Here is a 16133-nt window from a genome sequence, read left to right on the forward strand (position 1 = left end):
GCACATCCTATGCACAACCCATGCGCATGATGTGTGTGGCACGCCGCGTCACGACCGGGCGCGGGCGGCCTGACGAACGGTCTCTGCGAGGCGCTGGAACTGGTCCGCCAACGGGCTGGAGCGGCGCCAGACCATGCCGATGGTGCGCGCCGGTTCCGGCGACGAAAACCGCGCGACCGCCACGCGCGCCGACGGCGTTTCGACCGGCACCGCCATTTCCGGGATCAACGTCACGCCAAGGCCCGCACCGACCATCTGCACCAATGTCGTCAGTGACGACCCGTCCAGCCCGTCGCGCGGCGTTGCGGCGTTCAGCTTGCAAAAGCTGAGCGCCTGATCGCGAAAGCAGTGCCCCTCTTCCAGCAGCAGCAGGCGCATCTTTTGCAGGGCCTCGCCATCGGGGACGGGGTGGTCTGTCTCGGCCTCGGGGCGGACAAAGACAAACGCCTCATCGAACAGCGCTACCTCGTCCAGCCCCGGTTCGCCCACGGGCAAGGCAAGAATGGCGCAGTCAATCCGCCCCTCATGCAGCTCGCTCAGCAGGCGTGGGGTCATCGTTTCGCGGATGTGTATGTCCAGACCTGCATGGCTGTCCGCCAGTTTGGCAAAAAGCGCGGGCAACAGGTAGGGTGCGACGGTCGGGATAACCCCCAGCCGCAACCGCCCGACAAGATCGCCCTGTGCCGCACGGGCGAGGTCATCGAACTCATCCACAGCCCGCAGGATCTTGACCGCCCGGTCAAGGCACGCCTCGCCAAGGGCGGTCAGGCGCACCTGACGCGCGCCCCGTTCGAACAAGGGCGCGCCGAGGTCGGCTTCCAGATCGCGGATCTGCACGGACAAGGCGGGCTGCGAGATAGAGCAGGCCGCCGCGGCGCGACCAAAGTGGCCATGGCGGGCGAGGGCCTCGAAATAACGCAACTGTCTCAGGGTGGGATTTTTCATAGGAAAAAGTTATAGACCTCATGAGAAAATACAACTTAAAGATATGGATTGGTCTTGTTAGAAGCATTCTAGGGTAAGAGGGAGAGCGAGTCGCCGAACCGGGTCGTCCGGACCCGGTTTTCGCAATCTTCCTCCCCAAATGAGACAAGGACCGGCGTGGGCCAAAGGCGTGCACCGGCGTTATTGACCAAGGGAGACCATCATGGACGGCAATGATATCGGAGCGGGCAAGTGCCCGGTCATGCACGGCGCAATCACGGAGACGGGGACCACAGTCACCGATTGGTGGCCAAAGACGCTGAATCTGGACATTCTGCACCAGCATGACACCAAGTCCAATCCTCTGGGTCAGGACTTTGACTATCGGACAGAGGTCAAGTCGCTGGATTTCGAGGCGGTCAAGGCGGACGTGAAGGCGCTGATGACCGAGAGCCAGGATTGGTGGCCTGCGGACTATGGTCACTACGGCGGCTTGATGATCCGTTTGGCGTGGCACTCTGCCGGGTCGTATCGTCTGGCCGATGGTCGCGGTGGCGGCGGTGCCGGCAACATCCGCTTTGCGCCGCTCAACAGCTGGCCGGATAACGGCAACCTCGACAAGGCGCGCCGCCTGCTGTGGCCGGTCAAGAAGAAGTACGGCAACAAGCTGAGCTGGGCCGACCTGATCCTGCTGGCGGGCAACATGGCCTATGAGTCGATGGGTCTGAAGACCTTTGGCTTCTCCTTTGGCCGCGAGGACATCTGGGCCCCTGAAAAGGACGTCTACTGGGGCGCCGAGCGTGAATGGCTGGCACCGTCGGACACGCGCTATGAGGACGTGGGCAAGCCCGACACGATGGAAAACCCGCTGGCCGCCGTCCAGATGGGCCTGATCTACGTGAACCCCGAAGGCGTGAACGGTCAGTCCGACCCGCTCAAGACCGCCGGTCAGGTGCGCGAAACCTTTGCCCGCATGGCGATGAACGATGAGGAGACCGCAGCGCTGACCTGTGGCGGCCACACCGTCGGCAAGGCGCATGGCAACGGCGATGCGGGCGCGCTGGGCGCGGAACCCGAAGGTGCCGACGTCGAAACGCAGGGCTTTGGCTGGATCAACCCCAATCTGGGCGGCAAGGCGAGCAATGCCGTCACCTCTGGGATCGAGGGCGCATGGACGACAGAGCCGACCAAGTGGGACATGGGCTATTTCAAGCTGCTGTTCGGCTATGAGTGGGAACTGACCAAGTCGCCCGCCGGTGCCAGCCAGTGGCGCCCCATCGACATCAAGGAAGAGGACATGCCGGTCGATCCCTCGGATGCGACCAAGCGCGTGATGCCGATGATGACCGACGCCGACATGGCGATGAAGATGGACCCGGACTATCGCGCGATCTGCGAGAAGTTCATGGCCGATCCAGCCTATTTCGACGACACCTTTGCCCGCGCATGGTTCAAGCTGACCCACCGCGACATGGGCACCCGTGACCGCTATATCGGTCCGGATGCCCCGGCCGAAGATCTGATCTGGCAGGACCCGATCCCGGTGGGGTCGACAGGCTATGACGTGGATGCGGTCAAGTCCAAGATCGCCGACAGCGGTCTGTCGGTCGCCGAGATGGTCGCAACAGCTTGGGACAGTGCGCGGACCTTCCGCCAGTCTGACCTGCGCGGCGGGGCCAATGGCGCGCGTATCCGGCTTGCGCCGCAGAAAGACTGGGAAGGCAACGAGCCTGCCCGTCTGGCCAAGGTGCTGTCCGTGCTGGAGCCGATCGCGACGGCAACCGGTGCCTCGGTTGCGGATGTGATCGTTCTGGCGGGTAACGTCGGTGTCGAGCAGGCCGCCAAGGCGGCAGGGTTCGACGTCACGGTGCCGTTCACGCCCGGTCGCGGTGATGCATCGCAGGAGATGACCGACGCCGAAAGCTTTGAGGTGTTGGAACCGGTCGCTGACGGCTTCCGCAACTGGCTGAAGAAGGATTACATTGTCAGCGCCGAGGAACTGCTGCTGGATCGCGCCCAGCTGATGGGACTGACCGGACCGGAAATGACCGTGCTGCTGGGCGGAATGCGCGCCATGGCGACAAACCACGGCGGGACATCGCATGGCGTCTTTACCGACCGGGCCGGGGCACTGACCACCGACTATTTCGTCAACCTGACGGATATGGGCAACTCTTGGGTGCCGGCGGATGCGGGCACCTATGAGATCAAGGACCGCAAGAGCGGCGCGACCAAGTGGACCGCGACGCGCGTCGATCTGGTGTTCGGCTCCAACTCGATCCTGCGGGCCTATGCGGAAGTCTACGCGCAGGACGACAGCGCCGGGAAGTTCGTGAAGGACTTTGTTGCGACCTGGACCAAGGTGATGGACGCGGACCGTTTCGACGCCTGATCTGACGGCAATGACTGTGTGGCGGGGCGCTCCGGGAAACCGGGGCGCCCCTTTTTTTATCCGGGGGCGCCGGGACGGGACTCGTTGCGGCCCTGCAGGCCGCAACATCGCCCGCCCGCCGACCCAGTGGACGCGCCTTGCGGCGCGTTTTTCCGCTTTGCGATTCACCCGCGAACAAACCCGCCTGTGCGCCGGAGCCATCCCTCGCTTTTTGCTGCCTGAGCCAAAGCCCCGTTTCCCGCAAGGGCAAGCCGCGCAAGCGCGGGGCTGCGCCCCCTTGCAGGAACCGCGTCTTCGGCTCTTATAGGCATCAAGCGAGAGATGGCTCCGGCGAACAGGCTGGGGGAGGCAGGGTGTTGCGTTACGAGATTTTCGTTGGTTCGGATATTTGTAACTTTTTCTTGCGCGAATCTCTGTGCTGGCTTAATTCGACCATGTGGTCGACTAATGGGAGGGTTTACCGTCCATGGATGCTTTTATCTGTGATGGGGTGCGCACGCCGATCGGGCGCTATGGCGGGGCACTGTCCTCGGTTCGGGCGGATGATCTGGCGGCCTTGCCGATCGCGGCATTGATGGCGCGTAACGCGTCGGTCGACTGGCGCGCGGTGGACGAGGTCATCTATGGCTCGGCCAATCAGGCGGGTGAGGACAACCGGAACGTGGCGCGCATGGCGGCGCTGCTGGCGGGGCTGCCCGAAGATGTGCCGGGGACCACGGTGAACCGTTTGTGCGCGTCCGGTATGGATGCGGTGGGCTTTGCGGCGCGGGGGATCAAGGCGGGCGACTATGACCTGTGCATCGCGGGCGGTGTCGAGAGCATGAGCCGCGCGCCGTTTGTGATGCCCAAAGCGACCAGCGCCTTTACCCGCGCGAATGCGGTTTTTGACACCACCATCGGCTGGCGGTTTGTGAACCCGAAGATGAAGGCGATGTACGGCACCGATTCCATGCCGGAAACCGCCGACAATGTGGCCGCCGATTATGCTATCAGCCGGATCGATCAGGACGCCTTTGCCGCGCGCTCTCAGGCGCGCTGGGCGGCGGCGCAAGAGGCCGGGCTATTCGCGGATGAAATCGTCCCGGTCGAGGTGCCGCAGCGCAAGGGCGCGCCGGTTGTGGTTGACACGGATGAACATCCGCGCCCCGGCACCAGCGCGGAAAAGCTGGGTCAGTTGAAGGGTGTGAACGGCCCGGATCTGAGCGTGACGGCGGGAAATGCCAGCGGTGTGAACGACGGGGCGGCGGCCTTGCTGCTGGCCTCTGAGGCTGCGGTCGGCGTGCATGGGTTGACGCCGATTGTCCGTGTGCTGGGTATGGCCTCGGCCGGGGTGGCGCCGCGCGTGATGGGGATTGGCCCGGTGCCTGCCAGCCGCAAGGTGCTGGAGCGGCTTGGTCTGACCATCGACCAGATGGATGTGATAGAATTGAATGAGGCCTTTGCGGCGCAGGGGCTGGCCACGTTGCGCGAATTGGGCGTGGCGGACGATGATCCGCGCGTCAACGCTCAGGGCGGGGCCATCGCGCTGGGGCACCCTTTGGGCATGTCCGGGGCGCGTCTGGTACTGACCGCGGCGCATCAGTTGCGCCGCAACGGTGGGCGATACGCGCTCTGCACCATGTGTGTGGGCGTCGGCCAGGGGGCGGCAATCGTCCTCGAACGGGTTTAAGGAACAGAGCAGGGAGGCTCAGATGTACGCACAGATGGTCAAGTCGGAAGCGTCGCGGGAAGACCCGGAGAAGCTCGCCGAATTTCAGGCCCGCATCGACGCGGGCGACAAGATCGAGCCCAAAGACTGGATGCCGATGGGCTATCGCAAGACGCTGATCCGGCAGATCGGCCAACACGCGCATTCCGAGATCGTCGGCCAACTGCCCGAGGGCAACTGGATCACCCGCGCGCCCACGCTGGAGCGGAAGGCGATCCTGTTGGCCAAGGTGCAGGACGAGGCCGGGCATGGTCTGTACCTGTACTGCGCGGCCGAAACGCTGGGTGTGACCCGCGATGAGCTGACAGAGATGTTGCTGGACGGGCGGATGAAATATTCGTCGATCTTCAACTATCCGACGCTGACATGGGCCGACATGGGCGCGGTTGGCTGGCTGGTCGATGGCGCGGCGATCATGAATCAGGTGCCGTTGCAGCGGACATCGTTTGGTCCGTATTCCCGCGCCATGATCCGCATCTGCAAGGAAGAGTCGTTCCACCAGCGGCAGGGCTATGACATCATGATGAAAATGGCCGCTGGCACACCTGCGCAGAAGAAGATGGCGCAGGATGCGCTGAACCGCTTTTGGTATCCGTCGCTGATGATGTTCGGGCCGTCGGACAAGGAATCCGTGCATTCCGAACAGTCGATGGCGTGGAAGATCAAGATGAACACCAATGACGAGTTGCGTCAAAAGTTCGTCGATCAGACCGTGCCGCAGGCGGAATACCTTGGCCTGACCGTGCCGGACGAAAACCTGAAACTGAATGAGGACACCGGGCATTACGCGTTCTCGCAGCCCGACTGGTCCGAATTCTTCGACGTGCTCAAGGGCAATGGCCCCTGCAACCGCGAAAGGCTCGCGGCCCGCAACAAGGCCTGGGACGATGGCCGCTGGGTGCGCGACGGGCTGCTGGCCCACGCCGAGAAGAAAGCCGCAAGAAAGGTGGCCGCAGAATGAGTTCTCCGAATTCCGCATATCCCGATACGCCCGAAGCCACCAAACCCAAGCGCCATGAATGGCCGCTGTGGGAGGTGTTCATTCGCGGCCAACACGGCATGAGTCACCGGCACGTTGGGTCGCTGCACGCACCCGACGCCGAAATGGCGGTCAAGAACGCCCGCGACGTCTATACCCGCCGCAATGAGGGCGTTTCGATCTGGGTGGTCGAGGCGCGCCATATCGCGGCCTCCTCGCCTTCGGACAAGGGGCCGTTGTATGAGCCGTCCGAGAGCAAGGTGTACCGTCACCCGACCTTCTTCGACATTCCGGACGAAGTGGGGGCCATGTGATGACCCGTGATCAGGCGTTTTTCGAATTCCTCTGCCGGATGGGGGACAATCCCCTGATCCTTGGCCACCGGGTCAGCGAATGGTGCGGTCTGGCGCCGGTGCTGGAAGAGGACATTGCGCTGGCCAATACCGCGCTGGACCTGATCGGCCAGACGCAGATGTGGCTGGGCCTTGCCGGAGAGGTCGAGGGCGCGGGGCGGTCTGCCGATGATCTGGCGATGCTGCGCGACGTCTGGGATTTTCGCAACGTGCTGCTGGCCGAGCAGCCGAATGGCGACTTCGGCCAGACCATGATGCGGCAGTATCTGTTCGACCAGTTCCATGTGCTTCTGTTGCAGCAGTTGTCCGGATCGTCGGGCGAACGGGTGGCCGGGATTGCAGCGAAATCCGTCAAGGAGGTGGCCTATCATGTCGAACGGTCCCGCGACACGGTGATCGGGCTGGGCGATGGCACATCGGAAAGCCATCGGCGGATGCAGGCCGCTTTGGACCTGCTTTGGCCCTTTGCCGGTGAGATGTTCACCGATGACGCTGTGAGCGGACAGATGGCAGAGGCCGGGATCGCGCCGCAGCCGTCGACATTGCGCGCCGATTGGGATGCGGCGGTGCGGGACACGATGGCGGAGGCGACGCTGGTCATCCCCGACAGCCTTTTTGCCCATGCGGGCGGCAAGACCGGCACCCGCCATACCGAACATCTGGGCCACCTGCTGACGCAGATGCAGTGGTTGCAGCGGGCCTATCCCGGCGCGACCTGGTAGGCCGCCATGACAGCGACAGTGGATCAGATATGGGGCTGGCTGGACGAAGTGCCGGACCCCGAGATTCCCGTGATCTCGGTCGTCGATCTGGGCATCGTGCGTGAGGTCACGCTGGAAGGGGATACCGTCAAGGTGGCGGTGACGCCCACCTATTCAGGCTGTCCGGCGACGCGTGTGATCTCGATGGATATCGAGACGGCGCTGCGGGATCACGGGCTGGACAAGATCCAGATCGAGACGCGCATCGCGCCGCCCTGGACCACCGACTGGCTAAGCGACAAAGGTAAGGCCAAGCTAGAGGATTACGGCATCGCGCCGCCGTCGCCCGCTGGTGGACCGGACCATTGCCCGCGGTGCGGGTCAAAGAATGTCACCCGCGTGAGCCAGTTTGGCTCTACCCCCTGCAAGGCACATTGGCGGTGTAGCGACTGCCTTGAGCCTTTCGATTATTTCAAATGCATCTGAGGAGGGTGGCCCATGCCGCGCTTTCATGAGCTGACCGTTCGGGCCGTCAAGAAGACGATCCGTGACGCTGTTGTGGTGACGTTGGAGCCGAAAAACGGCGAGGCGTTCGATTTCATCCAAGGGCAGTACCTGACCTTTCGGCAGGAAATCGAGGGTGTGGAACTGCGCCGCTCGTACTCGATCTGCGCGGGGCGTGGCGAAGGTGTCCTGCAAGTCGGCATCAAGAAGGTCGATGGCGGGGCCTTTTCCACATGGGCCAACGATGTGCTGCAACCGGGCATGGTGGTCGAGGCGATGGAGCCGATGGGGTCGTTCCATACGCCCTTGGACGCCGCCGCACGGCGCAGCTATCTGGGTTTTGCGGGCGGGTCAGGGATCACCCCGGTGCTGTCGATCCTCAAGACCGTGCTGGCCACGGAACCGCAGTCGGATTTCACGCTGGTCTATGCCAACCGGGGCGTGAACACGATCATGTTCCGCGAGGAATTGGAGGATCTCAAGAACCTCTACATGGGACGGCTGAACGTGATCCACGTGCTGGAATCCGACGCGCAGGACATCGAGCTGTTTCAGGGCCGGGTCGACGCAGAGAAATGCGCGGCGCTGTTCGAACATTGGATCGACGTGGAAAACGTCGACACTGCGTTCATCTGCGGGCCGGAACCGATGATGCTGGGCATTGCCAAGGCGCTGAAGGATCACGGGCTGGCGGATGCGCAGATCAAGTTTGAACTGTTCGCCAGCGCCCAGCCCGGTCGGCTGGAGCGCAAGGCCCGTGACGTCGACGCGGGCACTCAGGCGGCGCGGACGCAGGCGACGGTGACGTTGGACGGCACAGCGCGCAGCTTTGAAATGGATAAGGATATCTCGATCCTCGACGCGGCGCTGCAAAACGCGATGGACGCGCCCTATGCCTGCAAGGCCGGGGTCTGTTCCACCTGCAAATGCAAGGTGTTGGAAGGTGAGGTCGAGATGATCGCCAACCACGCGCTGGAGGATTACGAGGTGGAACGCGGCTATGTGCTGTCCTGCCAATCCTACCCGCTGACCGATCGTGTGGTCGTCGATTACGACCAATAAGGGAGAGGGACATGACGGACGAGATGAACATTGCCGACTACCTGTCTCAGGGCGGCAAGCTGACCAACCCTGCCAACGTGCCACCGCGCTACCGCGCCGAACTGATGAAGCTGATGAGCATCTTCGTCGACAGCGAATTGGCGGGGGCGGCGGGCTTTGCCGACGTGATCAACGATGGCCCCGGCATCAAGGAACGCATCGCCGCCGCGCGGATCGTGCTGGAAAAGACCGATCACGCCGACAAGGTGCTGCGCCTGATGGGCGAGTTCGGGGCCAATACCGACCGTTATGTCGGCCACCATCCCTGGACGGATCGCTTGCCGCGTGACACCACGCCGGGCAGCGCGCGGTCGGCCCATGACATGCGTTTGTCCGTCTTCAACTATCCGCTGGAGGGTTGGGCCGATGCGGTGGTGATGAACCTGTGCATGGGCCACGCGGTGGCGGTGCAACTGGACGACATGATGCGCACCTCTTATCAGCCGCTGGCCGAGGCAATCCGCGAGGTTGCCCCGCGAGAGCAGCGTCACACGGAACTGGCCGAAGAAGGGCTGGCGCACATGGCGGAACAGGGGCAGGGCGCAGCGATTGCCGGTAGCCTGTCGTACTGGCGTCCGCGCGTCGCGGCGATCTTTGGCGATCCATCCGACGACCGTCTGGCGCAATTGAAGGCTTGGGGCCTGCGCCACGCCACGGCAGCAGAGATGCGACAAGGCTGGGAGGCGCGGCTGGATGCGGCGCTGGACCGGCTGGGCCTGACGCAGGCCGCCTGAACACACACATTGATCGGCTTCTGCCGAGGGAAGAGGGGGGAAGGATGAGCCTTCTAGAGATCAACAGCTTTGCGGCTGGCCAATGGGTTGCGCCCGGTGCGGGTGCGCGCGAGATCGAAAATGCCGTGACCGGCGCCGTCATGGCGCGCGCGGGCAACGACGCGCTGGATGTGGCTGCGATGCTGGACTACGCGCGGACCACCGGCGGACCGGCCTTGCGGGCGATGACCTTTCATGAACGTGCCAAGATGCTCAAGGCATTGGCGCAGCATCTGGGCCAGCACAAGCAGGCGCTATATGACCTGTCGTTCAGCACCGGGGCCACCGCCAAGGATCATCTGATCGACGTCGATGGCGGCATCGGCACGATGTTCGTCTTTGCCTCCAAGGGGCGGCGTGAACTGCCCGACGGTCACGTCTATCTGGATGGCGATGTCGAGCATCTGTCCCGCTCTGGCCAGTTCATCGGGCATCATATCTGCACGCCTTTGCAGGGGGTTGCGGTCCATATCAACGCCTTCAACTTCCCCGTCTGGGGGATGTTGGAGAAACTAGCCCCGACGCTGCTTGCGGGCGTGCCTGCCATCGTCAAACCGGCGACGGCGACCTGCTATGTGACCGAACTGGCGGTGCGATTGATGCTGGACAGTGGCATCCTGCCTGCGGGCGCGCTGCAACTGGTGTCTGGCGGATTGGGCGACATGCTGGACCGGCTGACCTGTCAGGATGTTGTCAGCTTCACCGGCTCTGCCGATACGGCGTTCAAGCTGCGCTCGGCACCGCATATCCTGCGCAACTCGATCCGGTTTGTGGCCGAACAGGACAGTTTGAACGCCTCGATCCTTGGACCGGATGCGACGCCCGGCACGCCGGAGTTTGACCTGTTCGTCAAAGAGGTCCACCGCGAGATGACCGCCAAGGCGGGGCAGAAATGCACCGCGATCCGGCGTATCCTCGCGCCCGATGCGCAGGTGCCCGCGTTGATCGAGGCGCTGTCGGGCCGTCTGGCCAAGACCGTGATCGGCGACCCGCGTGATGAGGCGACCCGCATGGGGGCGCTGGTGTCCAACAGCCAGAAACGCGACGTGCTGGCCAAGGCCGCGCTGATCGGCGCGGAGGCAGAGCGGGTCTACGGCGATCCCGACAGCTTTGACGTGGTTGGGGCTGATGGCGGCAAAGGGGCTTTCCTGCCGCCGATGCTGTTCCATTGCGCCGACCCGGACGGCGCGCAGCGCGTACATGACACAGAGGCCTTTGGCCCTGTGTCCACGATCCTTGGCTATCGTGACATTGGCCATGCGGTACAGCTTGCCAATCGCGGCGGCGGGTCGCTGGTGGCGTCGATCATCACCCATGATCCTGACGTGGCGCGTGAGGTCGCGCTGGGCGCAGGCGCTTTCCACGGGCGGATCTACATCAACGATCGCACCAGCATGAAGGAAAGCACCGGCCACGGATCGCCTTTGCCGCATCTTGTCCACGGTGGCCCCGGTCGCGCGGGCGGGGGTGAGGAAATGGGCGGCGTGCGCGGCGTGATGCATTACATGCAGCGAACCTCCGTTCAGGGCAGCCCCGAGATGCTGAGCGCCATCGGAGGCCGCTGGATCCCCGGCGCGCCCGAGGTCGAGGCGCAAGCGCATCCCTTTACCCGTGGCTTTGACGACCTGAGAATTGGCGAGACCTTGCGCGCAGGTCCGCGTGTGATCACGCTGGACGATATCGAGCATTTCGCGGCGTTCACCGGCGACACCTTCTACGCCCACATGAACGACGAGGCTGCCGCGCGGAACCCCTTCTTTCCCGGACGGGTGGCGCATGGCTACCTGCTGCTCAGCTTTGCTGCCGGGCTTTTTGTTGAGCCGAATGAGGGACCTGTGCTGGCCAACACCGGCCTTGACGGGCTACGCTTTATGAAACCGGTGGTGGCGGGCGATGCGCTGAACGTGCGACTGACCGTCAAGCAAAAGACCCGGCGGACCGATGACTATGGCGAAGTGCGCTGGCACGTGACGCTGACCAATCAGGATGGTGAGACGGTGGCGGAATACGAACTGCTGACCATGAACGCCTATAGCGCCTGAGGCGCACACGGAGGACGATGCAGGCAGAGGTTTTCGAACAGGCGGTGGCCGATTTGCGGGGCGATGTCCCGCCGCGCGTCTGGTCGCTGCTTGTCACCGTTTTTGGCGACCTCGCGCGGGACGGGGCGTCGATCCCTGCCGCCGTGCTGGGCGAAATCACCGCCCGGATCGGGATCAAACCCGAGGCGATGCGCGTGGCGCTGCACCGGCTGCGCAAAGATGGCTGGATCGACAGCACCCGACAGGGACGCAGCAGCCTGTACCGGCTGACCTCCGGCGGCCGTGCGCAGGCCGTGGCCGCCAGCCCGCGCATCTATGCGGTGGACCCGCCCGCAGACAGGGCGTTTCTTGTGTTGACGGACCCTGCGTCTCCGCTGGACTGGGGCGGCGGGGACATCTGGGTCACACCACATGCGGTGCTGACGGCGCATCCGCCGCAGGGGGCCGAGGCCTTTGCCACACCCTTGAACGCTGCGCAGGTTTTGCCGCGCTGGATGCGCGCCAAGACCTGCGATGACACCACGGCGGCGCTGTCGACGGATCTGGCGGTGCGGCTGGCGCGGCTGGAGCGCGCGCTTGACGGGGCCGATCCGCCGGATCCGGTACAGGCAGCGGCCTTGCGGGTCTTGATCGTGCACAGCTGGCGGCGGATTGTCCTGAAAGCACCGGAATTGCCGGATTACGTGCTCCCGGACATCTGGGCCGGGCCAGAGTGCCGCGTGCGCATGGACCGGCTGCTGAATCGTCTCCCCAGACCTTCGCCCGAAACTCTGTTCCAGTCCTCCTAAGTCCGGCGCGGTCGGCTGCGATATTGTCACTGACCATTCGGTCAGTTAATTTGCCGCCAAAGCCGCGGGATCGCGCCGGGGCAGGCAGCGAGGAATGACAGTGGCACGCCCCATCGCCAAGGACCACGACGAGAAACGCGCGCAGATTCTGAACACGGCGGCGCAGGTCTTTGCCGCCGAAGGTTACGATCGCGCGTCGATGAACCAGATCGCAACGGCCTGCGGTATCTCCAAGGCCAATATCTATCATTATTACGCTGGCAAGGACGCGATGCTGTTCGACCTGCTGGAAAACTATCTGTCCGAGCTGCGCGACCGCGTTTGCGCCCCGCCAGAGCCGGGAGCCACACCAGAGGACCGGCTGTTGCAGACCGTGCGCGCGGTGCTGCGGGCCTATCAGGGGGCGGACGATCACCACAGAGTTCAGGTTTCCGCCTTGGGCGCGCTGCCCGAGGACAAACAAAAGGTGCTGCGCGCCTATCAGCGCGACATGGTGGCCCATCTGTCAGCCATCCTGACCGAGATCGCGCCAGAGGATCTGGGGGCGGACGCGCGCAAGCTACGATCTGTGACCATGTCGGTCTTCGGGATGCTGAACTGGTACTACATGTGGAATTCCGGCGCGGGCAGCGAGGCCCGCGAGGACTATGCCCAGCTTGTCACCAACCTGACGCTGAAGGGTCTGCACGGCTTGTGAAGGCCGCCGCCCGGCACGACGCCGTCGCGGGCTTGCCCCGGGACCTCCACCTATCTGGCAAGAGGCCCCGGGTCGGGTCCGAGGCGTGCGTGGCCCGTGTCAGGACCGCGTCACAGCGTGAAGGCGGCGCGAAACGCCTCCAGCGCCACTTCGGGATCACCCTTGGCAAAGGCCTCCATCCCGACGGGACCGTCATAGCCCATTTCGGCCAGCGCCCGGGCGATGCCGGGCCAGTTCATCTCACCGGTGCCCGGCTCAAACCGGCCCGGATTGTCGGCCACCTGCACCTCACCGATCCACGGCAGACAGGCCTCTGCCCAGCGGATCACGTCACCTTCGCCGATCTGCGTGTGGTACAGGTCAAGGTTGATGCGCAACTGCGGGCGGTCGACGGCGGCGACCAGTGACAACACATCGGCGGTCGAGTTGAAGGGACAGCCGGGATGTTCGCGCAGGTTGAGGTTTTCCAGCGTAAAACTCACCCCCTCCTGTTCGGCCATGTCGCAGATCCGGTGCAGCGTATCGCGCGCCCGCAGCCACATGCCGGGGGCCACATGGGCCATCTGCTGGATCGGCAGACCCATGTCGCCCAGACCAGTGCCGTGCAGGTTCAACCGGTCGACACCCAGCCGCTTGCCCACCTGCGCGGTTTCGCGCGCGGACTTGATCAGCAGATCGGCCCCTTCGGCATCGGCCAGCCGCCCCTCAAGATAGCCGTTCATGATGGTGAAATCCGCGCCGGTCTTTTCCAGCGCGTCCAGATCCCACGCGGGCCAGTTCCACAGCCCGACGCCAAAGCCCATTTCGTGCAGGCGCGACGCGCGCCACGCAATCGGTTTGTCCTGCCACAGCATTTCGGCGCAGGCCGCCAGTTGAAAGCTCATCTCAGATGTCCTGTGGTTTGAAGTCAGACGGGGCGACGGGCATGACGCCTTGCAGCAGGTCCACGGATTTTTCCAGCCCTTCGAGCGCGTTCAGCAGCACGTCTTCATGTTCGATCGACAGCCAGCCATCGTAGCCCGCCATTCGCAGGCGGTAGCAGAATTGCCGCCACCATTCCTCACCATGGCCAAAGCCCAGAGTGATGTAGGACCAGCTGCGCGCGGGAATGTCCATGAGCGAGCCGTTTTCCAGCAATGAGGTTGTCGCCTGCACCGACGCGTTCAGCAACGTGTCCTTGGCGTGGACGTGATAAATGGCATCCCCCAGCGCATCGGCGGCGGCCAGCGGATCGGCCCCCATCCAGAACAAGTGGCTGGGATCAAGATTGGCCCCCACGACCGGCCCGATGGCGTCGCGCAGTTTCAACAGGGATGGCACGTTGTAGACACATTGATTGCCATGCAATTCCAGCGCGATCCGCCGGACACCACTGTCGCGCGCCACGGCGGCGGCGCCCTCCCAGAAGGGCAGCAACACCTCTTCCCATTGAAACCTCAGGATCTCCTGCGTTTCGGGCGGCCAGGATGAGACGACCCAATTGGGCATCTTATCCCCGGCGGCACCTGCGGGCAGGCCGGACATCGTGCAGACGGTTTCGATCCCCATGTCGCCCGCCACACGGATCGTGTCGAGCAGGCAATCGCCTTGGGCCCGGTCCGTCGGATGCAGCGGGTTGCCGTTGGCGTTGAGGCTGATGATCTCCAGCCCCCGGGTCGCAAAAGCATCAACATATGCCTTGCGGGCCTCGGCGCTGGATTTCATCGCCGCAAGATCGAAATGCGGAGCCGTGGACCACCCGCCGGTATTCACCTCGATCCCTGAGACGCCCATGCGGGCGGCGTGGTCCAGCACGGTTTCAAAGGGCATCGCCCCAAGACTGTCCGAAACAAACCCAAGTTTCATACCTTGATCTCCTTGCCCAACAGGTTTGAGGCCGGTGAGGCGATTAACGGCGCGAAAGAGGGGCGATCCGTGGCGACAAAACGCCAGCGATCCAACGTCTGGAAGGCGGCTCCGATCATGGCAATGCGTGGGCTCATCTCAGGGGGGGTCCTTTTGAAAAACTCTGCAGGCAAAATGCCCGCAAGGGGCATCAGGTCAAATGCCACGACGGGTCATTTTTGATGTAAAACGCCTCAATCAGGTGGGGTCGGGTCATCTGTGGCGGTTGCGGGCAGGTCATTGTCGCGGTGGCGTTTGGTATAGCGGGCCACTCTTACCCGGCATTTTGTTGCCAAACCGTTCCTTCTTTTGTTTGGCAGGGTCCGCGCACATGTACTTTGGGTGCCGCGACTTTGGCTCGACTGGCCGGGATCACCCAGTCACTGCCCGTGATTAGGCCGCAAAACCCATTTGATTTTATCTGATTTTCGCATTGCCTCTTGAATTGATCATGATGAATTGATTGCATCAATGAAATGCTGACACGCCTTTGTCTCTCATGACGAATCTCAAGGGGCCGGGCCCCCTGATCCAAAGCCGCACCCGCAGATCGCGCCCGGTTCTGGTGGCGGATGCGATCAAGGACTGGGTGGTGGAACGGGGGCTGCAACCCGGCGACCGCCTGCCCGGTGAGGCCGATCTCATCACCCGCTTCGGCATGTCCAAAGGAACGATCCGCGAGGCCATGCGCCTGTTGCAGGCGCAGGGGCTGGTGGTGACCAAGACCGGGCCGGGGGGCGGCAGCTTTGTTGGTGAGGTCGGCAAGGACCGCGCCCATGCGCTGCTGGGCAACTATTTCTTCTTCCGCAATATTTCCATTGATGACATCTATCTGGTGCGTATCGCGTTGGAGCCGGAACTTGCCGCCTCATTGGCCGGACAGCTCCGAGTGGATCAACTGGCCGAACTGGAAGAGATCATGACCGCCTATGCCGCCCCCGCCGCGGATGCCGAGGAAGAGCGCGCGCAACACGTCGCCTCTTTGAAGTTTCACGCCCGGCTGGCGGAGTTCGCAGACAATGCGCTGTTGGGGTTTTTCATTGGCTTCATGGCGCAGATCCTCGCTGACCTGACGGTTTACAAACGGCTGTACTCCAAGCCAAACCATGAGCTGTGGAAGCAGGGGCGCGACCATCAGGCGGAATTGGTCGCGGCACTGCGGGACGGTGACGCCGAGGGTGCGCGCGCGGTCATGCGTGAACACATGCAGATGGCCCGCCGCCTGATGGAAGATCAGGAAGCGGTGGTGATGAAGCGGTTCATGGCAGAATAGACGGGGCGGAACAG

General features: G+C 63.5%; 16 protein-coding genes. 12 read left to right on the forward strand and 4 right to left on the reverse strand.

Translation table 11 applies throughout. From position 1 onward, the window contains the following. Window positions 1–48: 48 nt before the first annotated feature. Window positions 49–945 (reverse strand): hydrogen peroxide-inducible genes activator, encoded by an 897-nt coding sequence (locus tag VOI21_RS23265; RefSeq protein ID WP_323772364.1) that lies wholly within the window; start codon window positions 943–945, stop codon window positions 49–51. A gap of 202 nt (window positions 946–1147) precedes the next feature. On the opposite strand from VOI21_RS23265, the gene katG reads away from it, so the two are divergent. The 11 genes from katG to VOI21_RS23320 all read left to right on the forward strand — a co-directional run bounded on the left by katG (window position 1148) and on the right by VOI21_RS23320 (window position 12962). Further along, window positions 1148–3316 (forward strand): catalase/peroxidase HPI, encoded by a 2169-nt coding sequence (katG, locus tag VOI21_RS23270; protein ID WP_323772365.1) that lies wholly within the window; start codon window positions 1148–1150, stop codon window positions 3314–3316. Window positions 3317–3782: 466 nt separating this feature from the next. Then, on the forward strand, window positions 3783–4985 hold the full coding sequence (pcaF, locus tag VOI21_RS23275; protein WP_323772366.1) for a 3-oxoadipyl-CoA thiolase: 1203 nt from the start codon (window positions 3783–3785) through the stop codon (window positions 4983–4985). A 22-nt stretch (window positions 4986–5007) separates the two neighbouring features. After that, window positions 5008–5985 carry a 1,2-phenylacetyl-CoA epoxidase subunit PaaA gene (paaA, locus tag VOI21_RS23280; RefSeq protein WP_323772367.1) on the forward strand — a complete coding sequence of 326 codons (978 nt, stop codon included), beginning with the start codon at window positions 5008–5010 and terminating at the stop codon, window positions 5983–5985. Then, window positions 5982–6317 carry a 1,2-phenylacetyl-CoA epoxidase subunit PaaB gene (paaB, locus tag VOI21_RS23285; protein WP_323772368.1) on the forward strand — a complete coding sequence of 112 codons (336 nt, stop codon included), beginning with the start codon at window positions 5982–5984 and terminating at the stop codon, window positions 6315–6317. Before paaA ends, paaB begins: the two co-directional genes overlap by 4 nt. Beyond that, a complete protein-coding gene (gene paaC, locus VOI21_RS23290) occupies window positions 6317–7078 on the forward strand; it encodes a 1,2-phenylacetyl-CoA epoxidase subunit PaaC (RefSeq protein WP_323772369.1) in 762 nt (253 codons plus the stop codon). The genes paaB and paaC overlap by 1 nt, the downstream gene beginning before the upstream one ends. Before the next feature lie 6 nt (window positions 7079–7084). Continuing rightward, window positions 7085–7543: a 1,2-phenylacetyl-CoA epoxidase subunit PaaD gene (gene paaD, locus VOI21_RS23295; RefSeq protein ID WP_323772370.1), complete on the forward strand. Its 459-nt coding sequence runs from the start codon at window positions 7085–7087 to the stop codon at window positions 7541–7543. Window positions 7544–7555: 12 nt separating this feature from the next. After that, the gene (gene paaE / locus VOI21_RS23300; RefSeq protein ID WP_323772371.1) at window positions 7556–8623 is read left to right on the forward strand and encodes a 1,2-phenylacetyl-CoA epoxidase subunit PaaE; all 1068 of its coding nucleotides are present in this window, start codon (window positions 7556–7558) and stop codon (window positions 8621–8623) included. Between the two features lie 11 nt (window positions 8624–8634). After that, a complete protein-coding gene (locus tag VOI21_RS23305) occupies window positions 8635–9396 on the forward strand; it encodes a Phenylacetic acid catabolic protein (RefSeq protein WP_323772372.1) in 762 nt (253 codons plus the stop codon). 44 nt (window positions 9397–9440) lie between these two features. Beyond that, window positions 9441–11477 (forward strand): phenylacetic acid degradation bifunctional protein PaaZ, encoded by a 2037-nt coding sequence (gene paaZ / locus VOI21_RS23310; protein ID WP_323772373.1) that lies wholly within the window; start codon window positions 9441–9443, stop codon window positions 11475–11477. Between the two features lie 17 nt (window positions 11478–11494). Then, window positions 11495–12265 (forward strand): PaaX family transcriptional regulator C-terminal domain-containing protein, encoded by a 771-nt coding sequence (locus VOI21_RS23315; protein WP_323772374.1) that lies wholly within the window; start codon window positions 11495–11497, stop codon window positions 12263–12265. A gap of 100 nt (window positions 12266–12365) precedes the next feature. Continuing rightward, window positions 12366–12962 (forward strand): TetR/AcrR family transcriptional regulator, encoded by a 597-nt coding sequence (locus VOI21_RS23320; protein ID WP_323772400.1) that lies wholly within the window; start codon window positions 12366–12368, stop codon window positions 12960–12962. A 110-nt stretch (window positions 12963–13072) separates the two neighbouring features. Here VOI21_RS23320 and VOI21_RS23325 read toward each other — a convergent pair whose 3' ends face one another. From VOI21_RS23325 to VOI21_RS23335, 3 genes are read right to left on the reverse strand one after another with little or no spacing between them, the layout of a single operon-like run. Next, entirely contained in the window at window positions 13073–13846 is a 774-nt protein-coding gene (locus VOI21_RS23325; protein WP_323772375.1) for a TIM barrel protein, read from the reverse strand. 1 nt (window position 13847) lies between these two features. Beyond that, the gene (locus VOI21_RS23330; protein ID WP_323772376.1) at window positions 13848–14807 is read right to left on the reverse strand and encodes a sugar phosphate isomerase/epimerase; all 960 of its coding nucleotides are present in this window, start codon (window positions 14805–14807) and stop codon (window positions 13848–13850) included. Beyond that, window positions 14804–14944 (reverse strand): hypothetical protein, encoded by a 141-nt coding sequence (locus VOI21_RS23335; RefSeq protein WP_323772377.1) that lies wholly within the window; start codon window positions 14942–14944, stop codon window positions 14804–14806. Before VOI21_RS23335 ends, VOI21_RS23330 begins: the two co-directional genes overlap by 4 nt. 401 nt (window positions 14945–15345) lie before the next feature. Here VOI21_RS23335 and VOI21_RS23340 point away from each other — a divergent pair, with 401 nt between their 5' ends. After that, a complete protein-coding gene (locus tag VOI21_RS23340) occupies window positions 15346–16119 on the forward strand; it encodes a FadR/GntR family transcriptional regulator (RefSeq protein ID WP_323772378.1) in 774 nt (257 codons plus the stop codon). Window positions 16120–16133: the final 14 nt, after the last annotated feature.

The organism is Antarctobacter sp., from assembly GCF_034670325.1.
Lineage (GTDB): Bacteria > Pseudomonadota > Alphaproteobacteria > Rhodobacterales > Rhodobacteraceae > Antarctobacter.